The 16,171-nt window shown below is 41.3% G+C and carries 18 protein-coding genes; 6 read left to right on the top strand and 12 right to left on the bottom strand.

The genetic code is table 11. From position 1 onward, the window contains the following. Positions 1–121 precede the first annotated feature (121 nt). The 9 genes from grpE to GEZ85_RS02755 form a co-directional block, all read right to left on the bottom strand. Entirely contained in the window at positions 122–646 is a 525-nt protein-coding gene (gene grpE / locus GEZ85_RS02795) for a nucleotide exchange factor GrpE (RefSeq protein ID WP_153209252.1), read from the bottom strand. A gap of 26 nt (positions 647–672) precedes the next feature. Next, positions 673–1,707, bottom strand: a complete 1,035-nt coding sequence (gene hrcA / locus GEZ85_RS02790) for a heat-inducible transcriptional repressor HrcA (RefSeq protein ID WP_000255759.1) — start codon at positions 1,705–1,707, stop codon at positions 673–675. A gap of 160 nt (positions 1,708–1,867) precedes the next feature. Further along, positions 1,868–2,380, bottom strand: coding sequence for a DUF2812 domain-containing protein (locus tag GEZ85_RS02785; protein ID WP_153209255.1), 513 nt, complete (start codon positions 2,378–2,380; stop codon positions 1,868–1,870). A 34-nt stretch (positions 2,381–2,414) separates the two neighbouring features. Further along, positions 2,415–2,990, bottom strand: coding sequence for a DUF2812 domain-containing protein (locus GEZ85_RS02780; RefSeq protein WP_153209264.1), 576 nt, complete (start codon positions 2,988–2,990; stop codon positions 2,415–2,417). Then, the gene (locus tag GEZ85_RS02775; protein ID WP_194251504.1) at positions 2,990–3,310 is read right to left on the bottom strand and encodes a PadR family transcriptional regulator; all 321 of its coding nucleotides are present in this window, start codon (positions 3,308–3,310) and stop codon (positions 2,990–2,992) included. Before GEZ85_RS02775 ends, GEZ85_RS02780 begins: the two co-directional genes overlap by 1 nt. Positions 3,311–3,429: 119 nt before the next feature. Beyond that, the gene (gene glnA, locus GEZ85_RS02770; protein WP_153209257.1) at positions 3,430–4,776 is read right to left on the bottom strand and encodes a type I glutamate--ammonia ligase; all 1,347 of its coding nucleotides are present in this window, start codon (positions 4,774–4,776) and stop codon (positions 3,430–3,432) included. Between the two features lie 36 nt (positions 4,777–4,812). Further along, positions 4,813–5,169: a transcriptional repressor GlnR gene (gene glnR / locus GEZ85_RS02765; protein WP_000659548.1), complete on the bottom strand. Its 357-nt coding sequence runs from the start codon at positions 5,167–5,169 to the stop codon at positions 4,813–4,815. A 76-nt stretch (positions 5,170–5,245) separates the two neighbouring features. Further along, positions 5,246–5,773 carry an FUSC family protein gene (locus GEZ85_RS02760; RefSeq protein ID WP_000119915.1) on the bottom strand — a complete coding sequence of 176 codons (528 nt, stop codon included), beginning with the start codon at positions 5,771–5,773 and terminating at the stop codon, positions 5,246–5,248. A 135-nt stretch (positions 5,774–5,908) separates the two neighbouring features. Then, a complete protein-coding gene (locus GEZ85_RS02755) occupies positions 5,909–7,105 on the bottom strand; it encodes a phosphoglycerate kinase (RefSeq protein ID WP_001096743.1) in 1,197 nt (398 codons plus the stop codon). A 239-nt stretch (positions 7,106–7,344) separates the two neighbouring features. On the opposite strand from GEZ85_RS02755, the gene GEZ85_RS02750 reads away from it, so the two are divergent. Beyond that, positions 7,345–8,976, top strand: coding sequence for a Na/Pi cotransporter family protein (locus tag GEZ85_RS02750; RefSeq protein WP_153209258.1), 1,632 nt, complete (start codon positions 7,345–7,347; stop codon positions 8,974–8,976). Positions 8,977–9,072: 96 nt separating this feature from the next. Here the strand turns inward: GEZ85_RS02750 and GEZ85_RS02745 are convergent, their stop codons facing one another. Next, positions 9,073–9,369: a bacteriocin immunity family protein gene (locus GEZ85_RS02745; protein ID WP_004260989.1), complete on the bottom strand. Its 297-nt coding sequence runs from the start codon at positions 9,367–9,369 to the stop codon at positions 9,073–9,075. A 21-nt stretch (positions 9,370–9,390) separates the two neighbouring features. Further along, positions 9,391–10,455 (bottom strand): glutamyl aminopeptidase, encoded by a 1,065-nt coding sequence (gene pepA / locus GEZ85_RS02740; RefSeq protein ID WP_084926109.1) that lies wholly within the window; start codon positions 10,453–10,455, stop codon positions 9,391–9,393. Between the two features lie 293 nt (positions 10,456–10,748). Here pepA and galE point away from each other — a divergent pair, with 293 nt between their 5' ends. The 5 genes from galE to GEZ85_RS02715 all read left to right on the top strand — a co-directional run bounded on the left by galE (position 10,749) and on the right by GEZ85_RS02715 (position 15,606). Further along, entirely contained in the window at positions 10,749–11,747 is a 999-nt protein-coding gene (gene galE / locus GEZ85_RS02735; RefSeq protein ID WP_153209259.1) for a UDP-glucose 4-epimerase GalE, read from the top strand. A 143-nt stretch (positions 11,748–11,890) separates the two neighbouring features. Next, positions 11,891–12,850, top strand: a complete 960-nt coding sequence (locus GEZ85_RS02730) for an ABC transporter permease (protein ID WP_194251503.1) — start codon at positions 11,891–11,893, stop codon at positions 12,848–12,850. Then, positions 12,840–13,796 carry an iron chelate uptake ABC transporter family permease subunit gene (locus GEZ85_RS02725; protein WP_153209261.1) on the top strand — a complete coding sequence of 319 codons (957 nt, stop codon included), beginning with the start codon at positions 12,840–12,842 and terminating at the stop codon, positions 13,794–13,796. The genes GEZ85_RS02730 and GEZ85_RS02725 overlap by 11 nt, the downstream gene beginning before the upstream one ends. Continuing rightward, positions 13,793–14,545: an iron ABC transporter ATP-binding protein gene (locus tag GEZ85_RS02720; RefSeq protein WP_084932782.1), complete on the top strand. Its 753-nt coding sequence runs from the start codon at positions 13,793–13,795 to the stop codon at positions 14,543–14,545. The genes GEZ85_RS02725 and GEZ85_RS02720 overlap by 4 nt, the downstream gene beginning before the upstream one ends. Before the next feature lie 95 nt (positions 14,546–14,640). Next, entirely contained in the window at positions 14,641–15,606 is a 966-nt protein-coding gene (locus GEZ85_RS02715) for a siderophore ABC transporter substrate-binding protein (RefSeq protein WP_153209262.1), read from the top strand. 95 nt (positions 15,607–15,701) lie between these two features. On the opposite strand, the gene GEZ85_RS02710 is transcribed toward GEZ85_RS02715, so the two are convergent. Next, positions 15,702–16,171 (bottom strand): IS3 family transposase (locus GEZ85_RS02710; protein WP_153209263.1); only part of this gene is annotated, 470 nt, incomplete at its 5' end.

Genomic DNA, 16,171 nt, shown 5'->3' with positions numbered 1-16,171 from the left:
TAGCGCCACGGCGAAGAGTATCGTCTTTGGTCCGCTTCGCTCACTATTGCAAAGCCAAACATATTTTATCTTTCTTCATAGTTTATTGTCGTTTCGGACAAATTTTGTCAAGTTTTCTAAACTAGTTATAGACCACTACCATGGCTGGGCGTAGGATGCGGTCATGGAGCTTGTAGCCTTTTTGGAAGACTTGGGCGATGGTATCTGCTGGGTGGTCATCGTCTGCTGGGAGAGTTTGGATGGCCATATGGTAGTTATGGTCAAATTCACCGTCAGCTGCGATTTCTTCGATTCCTTCTTCTTTCAAAGCGTGAATCAAGCTTTCTTGCACCATTTCCAAGCCCTTCTTCACATCATCTGTCAACCCTTCGACGGCAAGGGCACGTTCGAGGTTGTCGAGTGATGGCAAGATTGCTTTCGCCAAATCTTGGCTGCGATAGCGTTGCAAGAGTTGGCGCTCTTCGTTGGCACGGCGCTGAATGTTTTGCATTTCTGCATGAGCGCGAAGATATTTATTTTCGAACTCATCTGCACGTTCATTTGCCAAGTCCAATTCAGACTTCTCAGGAGTTGTTTCTTCTACCGTTTCCACAACTTCCTCTTCTTGAACTTCTTCTACTTCTTCATTTTTTATATCTTGGGCCATTTTCGCCTCCTTTAATGATTTCAATCTTAATGTACTTCGTAATGATTACTGCTGAGGTAGCGGTAAAAATCTGTCAACTTCATGGTCAAAACACGATTGACTACATTGACTTGGTTGATTAATTGCTGATAATCCAGATTAACTGGACCGATAATGGCTAGAATTCCAACTCCCCGATAAGGAATGAGGAACTTGCTACTAATCACCGCTAGGTCGGCTAGACAGGACTCTTGACTGTCTGCAACACGAACGTTTTGCATCTGATCTTCACGCAGACCCTCACGAATCTCCAGAGCCACCTTTTGCGGTTGGTCAAAGAACTGATAAGCTGCCAGATTGGCAAAATTCAAGAGATTGACTTTGCCCGCCACCACAATGTTTTCGTTGAACATTTCTTTAAAGATATGTTCAAAGAGATCGATAACATTGTCCGTTGTTGTAAAGTAACGCTGGATAATCTGCGGAATCTCCGTCCGAATCTTGTAGTGAATATCTAGAACGGTGTGGCCGAGGAAACGTTCCTGAATGATGCTCTTCAGCTTCAGCAAATCCTCCTGCAAAAAGTTCCTTGGAATCAGAAACTGACTGGTAACCGTTCGAGACTCGTCTAGGGTAAATACTGCCAAGGCTGTATGTTGCCCCAAAACAACTATATCAAAGGCTGTCAAACGTTGCCTGCTCGGCTCAACATCCAGTGCTACTACCGTACAGCCACTCAAGTCTGTCAGCAGGTTAGCAGCCTCTTGCAGAATATCCTCCAATTTGAAGAATTCCTGATCAAAGGCTTTGACAATCTCATAAACCTCATTTTCAGCCAGTCGGTCAAAATCCAGTGAGTGTTTTACATAGTACTGAAAACCAGCAACACTTGGCATCCGACCACTTGAAGTATGAGCCTTCTCAAGCAAACCTTGCTTTTCTAGAGCCGCCATGTCATTACGAATAGTTGCACTGCTAGAGTTAATAGACTCTTGCAAGGCTTTGGATCCGACAGGTTCGTGCGTTTTGGTAAAGATGTCAATAATCAGATTTAGAATATCCTGCTGACGCTCTGTAACCATCTCATCACTCCTCTCTGTCTGATCAATTAGCACTCGATACACTCAAGTGCTAACTTATGATTCTATTATACACCCTTAAAAGAGAATGTCAAGACAAAAACTCAAAAAATTAGCACTCTTTTACCAAGAGTGCTAAAAATCAGTCTGAAGACCTAGAGCTTTACCTTCCATCTACTCGGTATTTCTTTTTAAGTCTGAAAAAACCATGGATTAGATAAGAAATCATTAAAGCATATAAAAGAAAAATAACGAAGAAAGACATAGAAAGTTCTTCTTTAAATAAACTTATACAAACAACCAAACCACCTAAGAAAGTAGCTGCACATGAACGAAGTCTATATCGCATGACTTCCCATCTGCTCTCCTTAGCCATATAGACTTGATCCTCTGGAAGTAAATCAGAAGACGATTTACGAAGAATTGAACAAAAACCTGCTTCTATTAATTCCCAACCTCTATCTCTAAAATCTTGTAGTTCATGCTTATATTTTTTAAGAAATCTAGAATCATAGATACAATAGATGACATCGTCTGGTTGACATTGGTCAAAATAGAACAAACCAAAACGACTCGTTCTATACTTCCAACCTTTCAAATGCATCTCATGTAAATATTCTTCTTCCTTGTCCAAATCAACAATGGTGAAAATCCGAAATTCTACTCTGCTATTCATTGTCTTACCCCAAAATTAGAAAATATGCCTGGTGTTATTTATCAGATAATTCTTTCCACTTTTGAAACAATCTCCAAAAAATATAAGAAATCTGAATCGCATGGACTATCAATAAAACACCATCTATTATAACAATCAAAAACATTTCCCAACTGAAAGAACTACCTCCACTGACAATCTTTGTGAAAACCGGTAGTAGAGCTAAAAAGAGAAGCAAAATAGGAAGCATCCGCCTCGTTAAAATCCGTTTCACCATAGCTAACTTCCCGGCCGCGTCATTATAAATTTCAAACTCGGCATCCGACTCAATTCCAGAATGAAGTTTTCTAAAGTAGGAAAAACCATTAAAGTCTGTAATATGCTCCCAGCCACAGTCTTTAAACAATTGTAAATAGGAGACTCTCTCTGATTTTTTCATAGGATAAAAGTCCAACTGATAAGACACCTGCTCCGGTTGGCACTTTTCAAAAGTATACTTAACCGCAACTACTAAGTTAGAGTAGGTTACTTCCTTGAGCTTCCACCCCTCAGCATGCATTTTTCTAAGATATAAAGCCTCTCTATCATAATCCGCAATGGTAGCAATTCTATAAACAACCTTCTTTTCCATCATCTTCCCTCCAGACTGTTTCTATAGAGCCGTTCAATACGTTTCAATTCTATATCTAAGACTTTTCGTCCCAAGTCTGTGATCTGATAGATTTTACGCTTCTCCTCTTCACGGACAAAGGAAATCAAACCATCCTTTTCCATTTTTGACAAGGTTCCATACATAGTCCCAGGACTAATCGAAACTTGCGAATCTGTCATCTCCTTGACTTTTTGCGTAATATTATAACCATGACCTTCCTTTTGCAGACAGAACAAGATATAAAAGCCCGTTTCCGTCATCGGAAGATAAACTCGACGAATCTTATCCGTTAATTCCATTTGCATTCACCTCCTATCCAGTTCGATATATCGCACTTCGTTATATAAAATATATCACACCTCGATATAAAACACAAGAAAAAAGATCACCCACAGGCAATCTTTCTTCTATATTAGTATTAGTAAAGGTCTAAATAATTATCAATTTCCCATTGTGAAACGAAGGTTGCATAACTTGCCCATTCGATTCGTTTGGCTTCAAGGAAACTAGTATAGATATGTTCTCCGAGAGCCGCTCTGACAACTTCATCTTCTGTCAAAGCTTTCAAAGCGTTGTGAAGGGTTGATGGAAGATCTGTAATACCAGCTTCCTTGCGCTCTTCTGCTGTCATGATGTAGATATTTTCTTCGATAGGGGCTGGTGCTTCGATTTTATTTTCAATACCATGCAAACCAACTTCCAAAAGAACTGCCATAGCGATATATGGGTTTGCCATTGGATCCACTGAACGCAACTCAAGACGAGTCCCCATACCACGTGAAGCAGGCACGCGCACAAGTGGCGAACGGTTACGACCAGCCCAAGCAATGTAAACCGGCGCTTCATAACCTGGAACCAAACGTTTGTATGAGTTAACCGTTGGGTTCATGATGGCAGTATAGTTGTAGGCATGTTTGATCAAACCACCAAGGAAATGGTAGGCCGTTTCTGACAACTGCATTCCTTTTGGATCATTTGGATCAAAGAAGGCATTGTTTCCTTCTGCATCAAACAAGGACATATTACAGTGCATACCTGAGCCAGCAATACCAAATTTTGGTTTTGCCATAAAGGTTGCGTAAAGCCCATGTTTGCGAGCAATAGTTTTAACAACAAGTTTGAAGATTTGAATCTTATCACAGGCACGGAGAACTTCATCGTACTTAAAGTCAATCTCGTGCTGTCCAACCGCAACCTCGTGGTGACTCGCTTCTACTTCAAATCCCATTTTGGTCAAGACATTGACAATCTCACGACGTGTATTGTCCGCAAGGTCAGTAGGCGCCAAATCAAAGTAGCCACCCTTGTCATTCACTTCAAGTGTTGGGTCTCCATTTTCATCCAACTTAAATAGGAAGAATTCTGGCTCTGGCCCAAGGTTGAAGGACTTGAATCCTACTTCTTCCATGTGATGAAGAGCACGCTTCAAATTGCCACGAGGGTCACCTGCAAATGGTTCACCTTCTGTTGTATAGACATCACAGATCAAACCTGCAACACTTCCATTTTCATCTCCCCACGGGAAGACTGTCCATGTATCCAAGTCTGGGTACAAGTACATATCCGACTCATTGATACGTACAAAACCTTCAATAGAAGATCCATCAAACATAGCCTTGTTTGACAAGACTTTATCTAACTGTTCATCTGTAGCAGGAATTTCGACGTTTTTCATGGTTCCCAAAATATCTGAGAACATGAGACGAATAAAGGTAACATTTTTTTCCTTGACTTCACGACGAATATCTGCAGCTATGATTGGCATGAGTTTTCTCCTTAATGTATGACTACTTGCGGTTGCCTAACCGCGACCAAAAGGTGACCGTACTGAAGCAAAGCGACCCTGTTGGAGGAGTTCATTGTGAAGTGCACGACGCACCTCAGTCTGACTCACCGCTTTCTTGGATTTCGCTTCACGTTCAGCATATTTTTTCTTAATGGCAGCGATATTATAACCTTCAGAGATATAATCTTTGATTTCAAGCAGACGATCCATGTCATTCAAGGAATACATGCGACGGTTCCCTTCGTTTCGATCAGGCTTAATCAACTCTTGATCTTCATAATAACGAATCTGACGCGCCGATAAATCGGTCAACTTCATAACACTGCCGATAGGAAAAACAGCCATATTTCGGCGAAATTCTTTTTCCTTCATTTACAATTTCCTTCTTTCTGTCTATTATAGTCTAAAAAAAGACAAACGTCAATTGATAATGTTATAAAATGTAACATTATTTTTCTTTTTTCTCTAAAAAGAGCCGAATACGATCAATATCGTAATTTACGAGAATTGCGACAAAAACTCCCATGAACGTTTCTGATACACGCGCAAACACGTACAAAATTGTTTCACCACTCGGAATCGATAGGGTAATGATTAACATAGCTGCTACACCACCAATAACCCCTGCTTTGTTATTCATGGCTACATTTGTCATAATGGTTAACATGGTGCAGATTGGAACAACTACCAAGGTCACCCAAAAGGCTTCGTGGAAAAAGGTATTTAATAGGAAGAAGACCAGGGCATAGAGACCACCGATACTATTTCCAAGAATACGCGAAGTTCCGAAATGAACACTCTTATCAAAACTCTCCCTCAAGCTAAAAACGGCTGTCAAAGCACCAATTTGAAGACCTTTCCAGCCAAAAAAGCCAAAAATCAAGAGAACTAGAAAAACAGCAATACCTGTTTTAAAGGTTCGCATACCAAGTTTGAACTGGGATTTATCGAATTTATATTTTTTAAAATAACTCATAATCTCAACTTTCTATTTCCATTTTATCATAAATCGGTGATTTTTATGAGTAATAGTTGAGAGGAAGCGTTTTTATTTTAAGCAAAAGAAAAGAGGAACTTTCATTCCTCTCTTCTTTGATTTATTTATAAAATCTTATTTTTCTGTCAAGGCTGCAAGTCCTGGAAGAACTTTACCTTCGAGAAGTTCCATTGATGCTCCACCACCAGTAGAGATCCATGAGAATTTATCTGCACGTCCAAGATTGATCGCTGCAGCAGCTGAGTCACCACCACCAATGATTGATTTAACTCCTGGTTGTTTCACGATAGCGTCCATCACACCGATTGTTCCAGCTTGGAAGTCTGGGTTTTCAAATACACCCATAGGTCCGTTCCATACAACTGTTTTCGCACCAGTCAAAGCTTCGTCAAATTTAGCGATAGATTTTGGACCGATGTCAAGACCAAGGAAGCCTTCAGAAACTGCTTCACCTTCAGTGTCACGCACTTCAGTGTAACCAGCAAATGCGTTAGCTTCTTTTGAGTCAACTGGCAAGATCAATTTACCGTTTGCTTTTTCAAGAAGAGCTTTCGCAACATCCAATTTGTCTTCTTCTACAAGTGAGTTACCGATTTCGATACCTTGTGCTTTGTAGAATGTGTAAGTCATACCACCACCGATAAGGACTTTATCAGCTTTTTCAAGCAAGTTTTCGATAACACCGATCTTGTCTGAAACTTTTGAACCACCAAGGATAGCCACGAATGGACGTTCTGGAGTTTCAACTGCTTCTTGGATGTAGGCAATTTCGTTTTCAAGAAGGAAACCAGCAACTGCTTTTTCAACGTTTGCTGAGATACCAACGTTAGATGCGTGTGCACGGTGAGCTGTACCGAATGCATCGTTTACGAAGATACCATCTCCAAGTGATGCCCAGTATTTACCAAGTTCAGGATCGTTTTTAGATTCTTTCTTGCCATCAACATCTTCGTAACGAGTGTTTTCAACCAAGAGAACTTGTCCATCTTCAAGAGCGTTGATAGCTGCTTCCAATTCAGCACCACGAGTAACACCTGGGAAAACAACGTCTTGGCCCAATTTAGCTGCCAAGTCTGCTGCTACAGGAGCAAGTGATTTACCAGCTTTATCAGCTTCTTCTTTCACACGTCCAAGGTGAGAGAAAAGAATTGCACGTCCACCTTGTTCGATGATGTACTTAATAGTTGGAAGAGCTGCTGTGATACGGTTGTCGTTAGTGATTACGCCATCTTTCAATGGTACGTTGAAGTCAACACGAACGAGGACTTTTTTACCTTTCAAGTCAACGTCTTTAACAGTAAGTTTTGCCATGTTACAAAAACCCCTTTATTTATTTTATTCGAAACTATTATATCACACTTTGGAAATATAAGGAAAGATTTCACAAGATTTTTCGATATTTAATCTTTGTGACATCCTAGAGTATATTATTTTTGCTTTTTCTAACGAATTTTCTTTCTAAAATCTTAGCTTAACACTTGTTAGATTTACTTTTATCCTTTAAAATAGAATAGGAGAAATTCCGTTATTATTTTTCGGAGGAAAAAGAAATGTCCATTAATTGGCAGGAAATTTTATTTCACTTTTTAGGTGGTCTGGGACTATTCTTATATAGTATCAAGACCATGGGAGACGGTTTGCAACAAGCTGCTGGAGATCGCCTTCGTTTTTACATTGACAAGTACACTAGCAATCCGTTCTTCGGTGTGCTAGTTGGTATCGGTATGACGGCGCTAATTCAGTCAAGTTCTGGGGTCACAGTCATTACAGTGGGGCTAGTCAGCGCAGGACTTTTGACCTTGCGTCAAGCTATCGGTATTGTCATGGGTGCCAATATTGGAACTACCGTTACATCCTTTATCATCGGTTTTAAGCTAGGAGATTACGCCTTACCAATGCTTTTCATCGGAGCGATTTGTCTCTTCTTCACCAAGAATCGCTCTATCAATAACATCGGACGTATCATTTTTGGTGTAGGTGGTATCTTCTTCGCTCTCAATCTTATGAGCGGTGCAATGGAACCTCTAAAAGACCTGCAAGTCTTTAGAGACTATATGGTTGAACTAAGTAAGAGTCCTATTCTAGGTGTCTTTGTCGGAACTGGACTAACCCTACTCATTCAAGCTTCTTCCGCAACTATCGGTATCCTACAGAATCTTTACGCAAGTGGTTTGATTGATCTACAAGGTGCCCTACCAGTCTTGTTTGGTGATAATATCGGAACGACCATTACAGCTATTATTGCTTCTCTTGGAGCCAATATCGCTGCCAAACGTGTTGCTGGTGCCCATGTCGCCTTTAACGTGATTGGTACGGTTATCTGTATTGTCTTCCTTGTACCTTTCACTGGCTTGATTCAATGGTTTGAATCTACACTCAATCTGGCTCCAGAAATGACCATTGCCTTCGCCCACGGAACCTTTAATATCACAAATACTATTATCCAATTTCCATTCATCGGAGCCTTGGCCTACTTTGTAACCAAGCTCATCCCTGGTGAAGATGAAGTTGTCAAGTACGAGCCACTTTATCTTGATGAGCATTTGATTAAACAAGCTCCATCAATCGCTCTCGGAAATGCCAAAAAAGAACTCCTTCACTTGGGAAATTATGCTTCTAAAGCCTTTGACCTTTCATACAACTACATCATTGACCTTAATGAAAAGGTAGCTGAAAAAGGCCACAAGACAGAAGAAGCCATCAATACCATTGATGAAAAATTGACTCGTTACCTGATTACTCTTTCAAGCGAGGCTCTTAGCCAGAAAGAAAGTGAAGTGCTCACCAACATCCTGGATTCATCCCGTGATTTGGAACGGATTGGGGACCACGCAGAAGCCCTAATCAATCTGACTGACTACCTTCAACGTAAAAATGTCGAGTTCTCTGAAGCTGCTTTGCAGGAATTGGCTGATATCTATCAAAAAACCACTGGCTTTATCAAGGATGCCCTTGATAGTGTAGAAAATAATGATATTGAAAAAGCTCAAAGTCTGATTGAACGCCATAAAGAAATCAACAATATGGAACGTATTCTCAGAAAGACCCACATCAAACGCCTCAACAAGGGCGAGTGTTCAACACAAGCTGGGGTCAACTTTATCGACATCATTTCCCACTATACTCGTGTATCTGATCACGCTATGAATCTAGCTGAAAAAGTTATCGCTGAACAAATCTAAGAACCAAGAAGCTATCCTAAATAGGATGGCTTTTTCTTCTCCTAATCAAGAATTACTCTTCTACCATATAGAAAAATGCTTTGATTCACAATGGAATCAAAGCATTTTAAAGAGCTCTCCGTACATAAGCGCAGAAGCTGCAGTTCCTCTGTACTTTGCTTCTTCTCTTTTGATAAAGCGAGCCAAGTTGAGCAACTCAGGTGCCGGATGTTTGGGATTTAGGAGCAATTCACGATTGACCAGGCCTGAGAGACGAACTGCCAGCAATTGCTCATTTGTAGTAGGCAGTTTTTTAGCAGTCTCTAGGAGAGCAGCAACTAAATCTTCACTCAAATCATGTCGAGCATGATTGTAAAGATCTTTCACAAGGCTTTCTAGGTTTGGTTCTACCATCCCTACCACCTCCCTTATGGTTTAATAATTTTTAATCAAATCAACTGTTGAACGATCCAATTTCTTCACCAAGGCTTGCAAGAAAGCTTGCGCTTCTAAGAAGTCATCCATAGCGTAGAGGGTTTGATGAGAATGGATATAACGAGCGCAAACACCGATTGTTGTAGATGGGACACCACCATTTTTCAGATGAGCTGCACCAGCGTCTGTTCCGCCTTTACCACAGTAGTATTGGTACTTGATACCAGCTTCTTCAGCCGTTGTCAAAAGGAAATCCTTCATTCCTGGGAGAAGCAAGTGACCTGGGTCGTAGAAACGAATCAAGGTTCCATCTCCAATCTTGCCTTGACCGCCATAAACATCACCAGCAGGTGAGCAGTCAACTGCTAGGAAAACTTCTGGGTCAAACTTAGTTGTGGAAGTATGAGCACCACGAAGACCAACTTCTTCTTGGACGTTAGAGCCAAGATAGAGTTCATTGCCAAGTTTTTGACCTGACAGAGCTTCTGCTAACTCACTAACCATGAGCACACCGTAGCGGTTATCCCAAGCTTTTGAGATGATATTTTTTTCATTGGCTGTCAAGATTGCAGAGCTATCTGGTACGATGGTATCGCCAGGACGGATGCCAAAGCTTTCTGCCTCAACCTTGTCCGCAAAACCACCATCAAAAATAATATCTGAAATAGCTGGCATGGTTGGTCCACCTGTTCCACGTGTCAAATGTGGAGGTACTGATCCTGAGATTACTGGAATTTCACGACCATCACGTGTTAAGAGTTTAAAACGTTGGCTGCTGACTACCATGGGGTTCCAGCCACCGATTTCTACGACACGGAAGGTACCATCTGGCTTGATTTCGCTGACCATAAAACCAACTTCATCCATGTGAGAAGCGACCAAGACGCGCGGTGCATCTGCAGTTTCTGAATGTTTAATTCCGAAAATACCACCCAAGCCATCTGTCACCACTTCATCCACGTGCGGTGTCAACTTTTCACGAAGATAAGCACGGACAGGTGCTTCATGACCTGAGATCGCAGCAAGTTCTGTTACTTCTTTGATTTTTGAAAATAATGTTGTCATTTCAGTTCCTTCTTTCTTTCATCCATTTTACCACTTTTTATAGGAGAAGGATAGCGGGAAGGTGGATTTCTAAGTTAGTATCTTAGTCTTACTGTATCTTAGAAAAAGATTGTATTTTCTTGCATGTGAGGTGAAATCTAAGAACTATTCCAAGACCAATCAAACTATTAATTCCCAAACAAAAAAATAATTCAATGATATATTTTTTACATTTTCACAAAAATTACAGAAAATGGTTGCCTTTGCCTTCTTCTTTCTTTAAAATAGTACAAAACTAGGAAAAGGAAAAAATCATGACCAAAACAATTCTTGTTACAGGTGGGGCTGGCTACATTGGCTCCCATACCGTTAAAGCTCTTTTAAATGCTGGCCATCAGGTACATGTTCTAGATAATCTCTCTACAGGAAATCGAGCGGCTGTGGATAGTCGTGCTAGCTTTAAGCAACTGGATGTTTATGATGCTAGTGCCCTAAAAGCTTACTTAGAAGAAAATCAGATTGATGCTGTTCTTCATTGTGCAGGTGAGATTGTTGTGAGCGAAAGTATTGAAAATCCAAGTAAATACTTCACTGCCAATGTTGCTGGTATGAACCAAGTTCTCAAAGTCTTGTCTGAAGTTGGCATTCAAAAAATTATGTTCTCTTCGACTGCTTCCCTCTATGGTAATAACTGTATTGACAAGCCAGCAACTGAAGATACCCTGCTCGACCCTGTCAACCCTTATGCAGAAACAAAACTAATGGGCGAACGAATGATTTACTGGATGGCCAATCGCTACGATTGGAAATATGTTATTTTCCGTTACTTTAATGTTGCTGGGGCTGAAATGGATGCTTCAAACGGTCTGCGTGTGAAAAATCCAACTCACATCATTCCCAATATCACCAAGACCGCATTGGGACAAAATGATAGCCTAAAAATATTTGGAGATGACTACGATACACGTGATGGTTCATGTATTCGAGATTACATTCATGTCTTGGACCTTGCACAGGCTCATGTTAAAGGAATGAACTACCTATTTCAAGAAGACAGTTCTTCTCAAATCTTTAACTTAGGAACTGAAAAAGGCTATACTGTCAAAGAAATCTTTAAAACTGCTGAAGAATTACTGAATCAAAAAATACCACACGAAATTGTTGCTCGCCGTGCTGGTGACCCAGCCAGCGTCCTAGCAGACGCATCAAAAGCTAAACAATATCTTGATTGGAAGGCTAGCTACTCCCTCGAAGATATTATTTTATCTGATTATCGTTGGCGTGTGAAAGAGGGGAAAAACATTTTGGAATAAGAAAACAGAGGAGAAAGTCCTAGTGCTCTCTCCTTGTTTTATTCATTAAATTGTCAGAAAATTTATTGACAGATTAAAGAAATCATGTTACAGTAATATCCGCAGGTATCTTTCGATACCAAATCTACATGAAAGGACGGGGTATGAAACTTTCTCATTATTTAATTGGCTTACTTTTACTCCTAGTCTTTCTCTCTATTAGCATTGGAACCAGTGATTTTTCATGGGGAAGACTCTTTGCTCTGGATCATGAAACTTGGCTCCTCTTTCAAGAGTCGCGTCTTCCTAGGACGATTAGTATTCTCCTGACAGCCTCTAGTATGAGTATGGCAGGCCTTCTCATGCAGACTATCACTCAGAATCAGTTTGCTGCTCCAAGCACGGTTGGAACGACTGAAGCCGCTAAACTGGGAATGGTGTTAAGCCTCTTTGTCTTTCCGTCTGCGAGTCTGACCCAAAAGATGCTCTTTGCTTTTGGCTCATCGATTGTATTTACCCTCTTCTTCCTGGCCTTTATGACTATTTTTACCGTAAAGGAAAGGTGGATGTTGCCCTTGATTGGGATTATTTATAGTGGGATTATCGGTTCTGTGACAGAAGTTATCGCCTATCGTTTCAATCTGGTTCAGAGTATGACTGCCTGGACCCAGGGCTCCTTCTCCATGATTCAGACCCATCAGTATGAATGGCTTTTCTTAGGCCTCATTATCCTGATAGCCGTTTGGAAATTATCCCAAACTTTTACCATCATGAATCTGGGCAAGGAAGCCAGTGAGAGTTTGGGGATTTCCTACTCCTTACTCGAAAAACTGGCTCTCTTTCTGGTGGCGCTAACGACTAGTGTCACCATGATTACCGTGGGTGGCTTGCCCTTTCTCGGAGTTATTGTCCCCAATCTTGTTCGCAAGCACTATGGAGATAATCTAAGTCAAACCAAACTCATCGTCGCTCTGGTTGGTGCCAATCTGGTCCTAGCCTGCGATATCCTATCCCGAGTTCTGATTCGGCCCTATGAGCTGTCTGTCAGCCTCTTGCTAGGAATCATCGGTAGCCTCGTCTTTATCCTACTTCTCTGGAGAGGGGGAAGAAAAGATGCAGTTTAAAAGTAAACATACTAAGCTCTTCTGGATTCTCATTATTCTGACCATCGGAGCTTGTCTCCTCTACTTTTGGCCCATTACTCACCTGTCAGCCTTTGCTTGGAAGTTGCGTTCCCAAAAGGTTATCGTTTATCTCTTGGTAGCCATCGCGACAGGGATTTCTACCATTAGTTTTCAAACCCTAACGGAAAATCGCTTCCTGACGCCAAGCATTTTGGGAATTGAATCCTTCTACGTCCTACTACAAACCCTACTACTGGTTTTTGAAAGTAAGTTTCTTCAACTCGGGAAGTCTCCTATTTTAGAATTCCTAGTCTTACTTCTACTTCAATCCCTCTTCTTTCTCGCCTTGCAAGGCTACTTGAAGACACTGATGAAGCAAGACCTTGTCTTCATTTTGTTGATATGTCTAGCCCTCGGAAGTCTCTTTCGAAATATCAGTACCTTCCTTCAGGTCCTGATGGATCCAAACGAATACGATAAACTGCAGAACAGTCTCTTTGCCTCCTTTCAACATCTCAACACTTCCATCCTAGCTATCGGTTCTCTGATTATCCTTGCTTTGACAATCTTTTTCTTTCGAAAAGCAGTCATTCTGGATGTCTTGCACCTGCAAAGAGAAACGGCTCAGATATTGGGGCTCAATGTTGAAAAAGAACAGAGAGAACTCCTCTGGGGTATCATGCTTTTGACCTCAACGGCCACTGCCTTGGTAGGGCCTATTGCCTTCTTCGGCTTTATGCTGGCTAACCTCACCTACCTGATTGTCAAAGACTATCGGCACAAGTTACTCTTTATCGTAGCCATTCTGGTTGGATTTATTAGCTTGACCTTGGGGCAAGCCCTGATTGAACGAGTCTTTGCGCTGGAAATTCGCATCAGTATGATTATCGAGAGCGTAGGTGGTCTCTTATTCTTTATCTTACTCTACAGGAGGGCGCGTCAGTGAAACTGGAAAACATTGACAAATCCATTCAAAAACAGGATATTTTGCAAGGCATTTCGCTTGAAGTCAGTCCTCAGAAACTGACAGCCTTCATTGGTCCAAATGGTGCTGGAAAATCGACTCTCCTCTCCATCATGAGCAGACTGACCAAGAAAGATCAGGGAATTCTCAGTATCAAAGGCCGTGAAATCGAGAGCTGGAATTCGCAAGAACTAGCCCAAGAACTGACCATCCTAAAGCAGAAAATCAATTACCAAGCCAAATTGACTGTTGAAGAACTGGTCAGTTTTGGACGTTTTCCCTACAGCCGTGGTCGACTGAGAGCAGAAGACTGGGAAAAAATCCGAGAAACTCTGGATTATCTGGAACTGACAAACTTAAAAGACCGCTACATCGATAGCCTGTCTGGAGGCCAGCTCCAACGTGTCTTTATCGCTATGGTACTGGCCCAGGATACAGACTTTATCTTGCTAGACGAACCGCTCAACAATCTCGATATCAAGCAAAGCGTCAGCATGATGCAGATTCTTCGACGACTGGTGGAGGAACTCGGCAAGACCATTATCATCGTCCTCCACGATATCAACATGGCCAGCCAGTATGCGGATGAAATTGTCGCCTTCAAGGACGGTCGAGTCTTTAGCAAGGGAACTACTGCTCAAATCATGCAGGCTGACCTGCTCAGTCAACTCTATGAGATTCCCATCACGCTGGCTGATATCAATGGCAAAAAGATCTGTATCTATAGCTAGCAACTCAGAAACTCGAGTTAGAAGAAACTTTGTCTCTTAGTCAATAAAACCTAGAGACTCCCTAAATCGTTATCACATTTTAAAAAGGAGAAATCATGAAAACATCCCTTAAACTTTACCTCACTGCCCTAATAGCTAGTTTCTTGCTCCTACTTGGTGCATGTAGTACAAACTCAAGCACTAGTAAGACGGAGTCAAGTAGCTCTGCTCCAACAGAGGTAACCATTAAAAGTTCACTAGGTGTAGTCACACTTTCAAAAGTCCCTGAAAAGATTGTGACCTTTGACCTCGGTGCTGCGGATACTATTCGCGCTTTAGGTTTTGAAAAGAATATCGTCGGAATGCCTACAAAAACTGTTCCGACTTATCTTAAAGACCTAGCTGGAAAAGTTAAAAATGTTGGTTCTATGGTTGAGCCAGACCTAGAAGCCCTTGCTGCTCTTGAACCAGACCTAATTATCGCTTCACCACGTACCCAAAAATTCGTAGATAAGTTCAACGAAATCGCTCCGACTGTTCTCTTCCAAGCAAGCAAGGATGACTACTGGACTTCTACCAAGGCCAATATCGAATCCCTAGCAAGCGCCTTTGGTGAAACAGGTACACAGAAAGCCAAGGAAGAATTGGCTAAGCTAGACAAGAGCATCCAAGAAGTCGCTACTAAAAATGAAAGCTCTGACAAAAAAGCCCTCGCGATTCTCCTCAATGAAGGAAAAATGGCTGCCTTTGGTGCCCAATCTCGTTTCTCTTTCTTGTACCAAACCTTGAAATTCAAGCCAACTGATACTCAATTTGAAGACTCACGCCACGGACAGGAAGTCAGCTTTGAAAGTGTGAAAGAAATCAATCCTGACATCCTCTTTGTCATCAACCGTACCCTTGCCATCGGTGGGGACAACTCCAGCAACGACGGTGTCCTAGAAAATGCCCTTATCGCTGAAACTCCTGCCGCTAAAAATGGTAAGATTATCCAACTAACACCAGACCTCTGGTATCTAAGTGGTGGCGGGCTTGAATCAACAAAACTCATGATTGAAGACGCACAAAAAGCTTTGAAATAAGCCTCTTCAAACTCAATTTAAGTAAAATTTTGACATTCTAAAACGCATCCTATCAAGCTCACTCTGTACTGACCCCAAAAAGTTAGACAATTAATTTATCCGAAGGATTTAGTTCTGTATTGCACAGGACTGAGTCCTTTTAGTTTTACCTTAATTCGTTTATTGTTGTAGTAATCAATATAGTCTACAATGGCTTGTTCCAATTGGTTGAGCGACTCAAATGACTTCTCATAACCATAAAACATCTCCGATTTCAGAATACCAAAGAAAGATTCCATCATGCCGTTGTCTGGGCTGTTACCTTTACGTGACATGGATGCTTGAATTCCCTTACCCTCTAGAAACTGATGATAAGAATCGTGTTGGTATTGCCAACCTTGGTCACTATGGAGAATCGTATTCTTATAGTGTTTCTCTGTGAAGGCCTGTTCCAACATCGTTTTTACTTGTTCTAAGTTGGGTGAAGTTGAAAGATTATAGGCGATAATTTCGCTATTAAAGCCATCTAAAACTGGTGATAAGTAAAGCTTTTGAGTACTTGCTGGAATGGCAAATTCTGTCACAT

This window comes from Streptococcus mitis (assembly GCF_009496205.1).
In the GTDB taxonomy this organism is placed as follows: Bacteria; Bacillota; Bacilli; order Lactobacillales; family Streptococcaceae; genus Streptococcus; species Streptococcus mitis_BN.
Note: the sequence above shows the minus strand (reverse complement) of the source record. Positions and strands in the feature narration are given on the sequence as shown.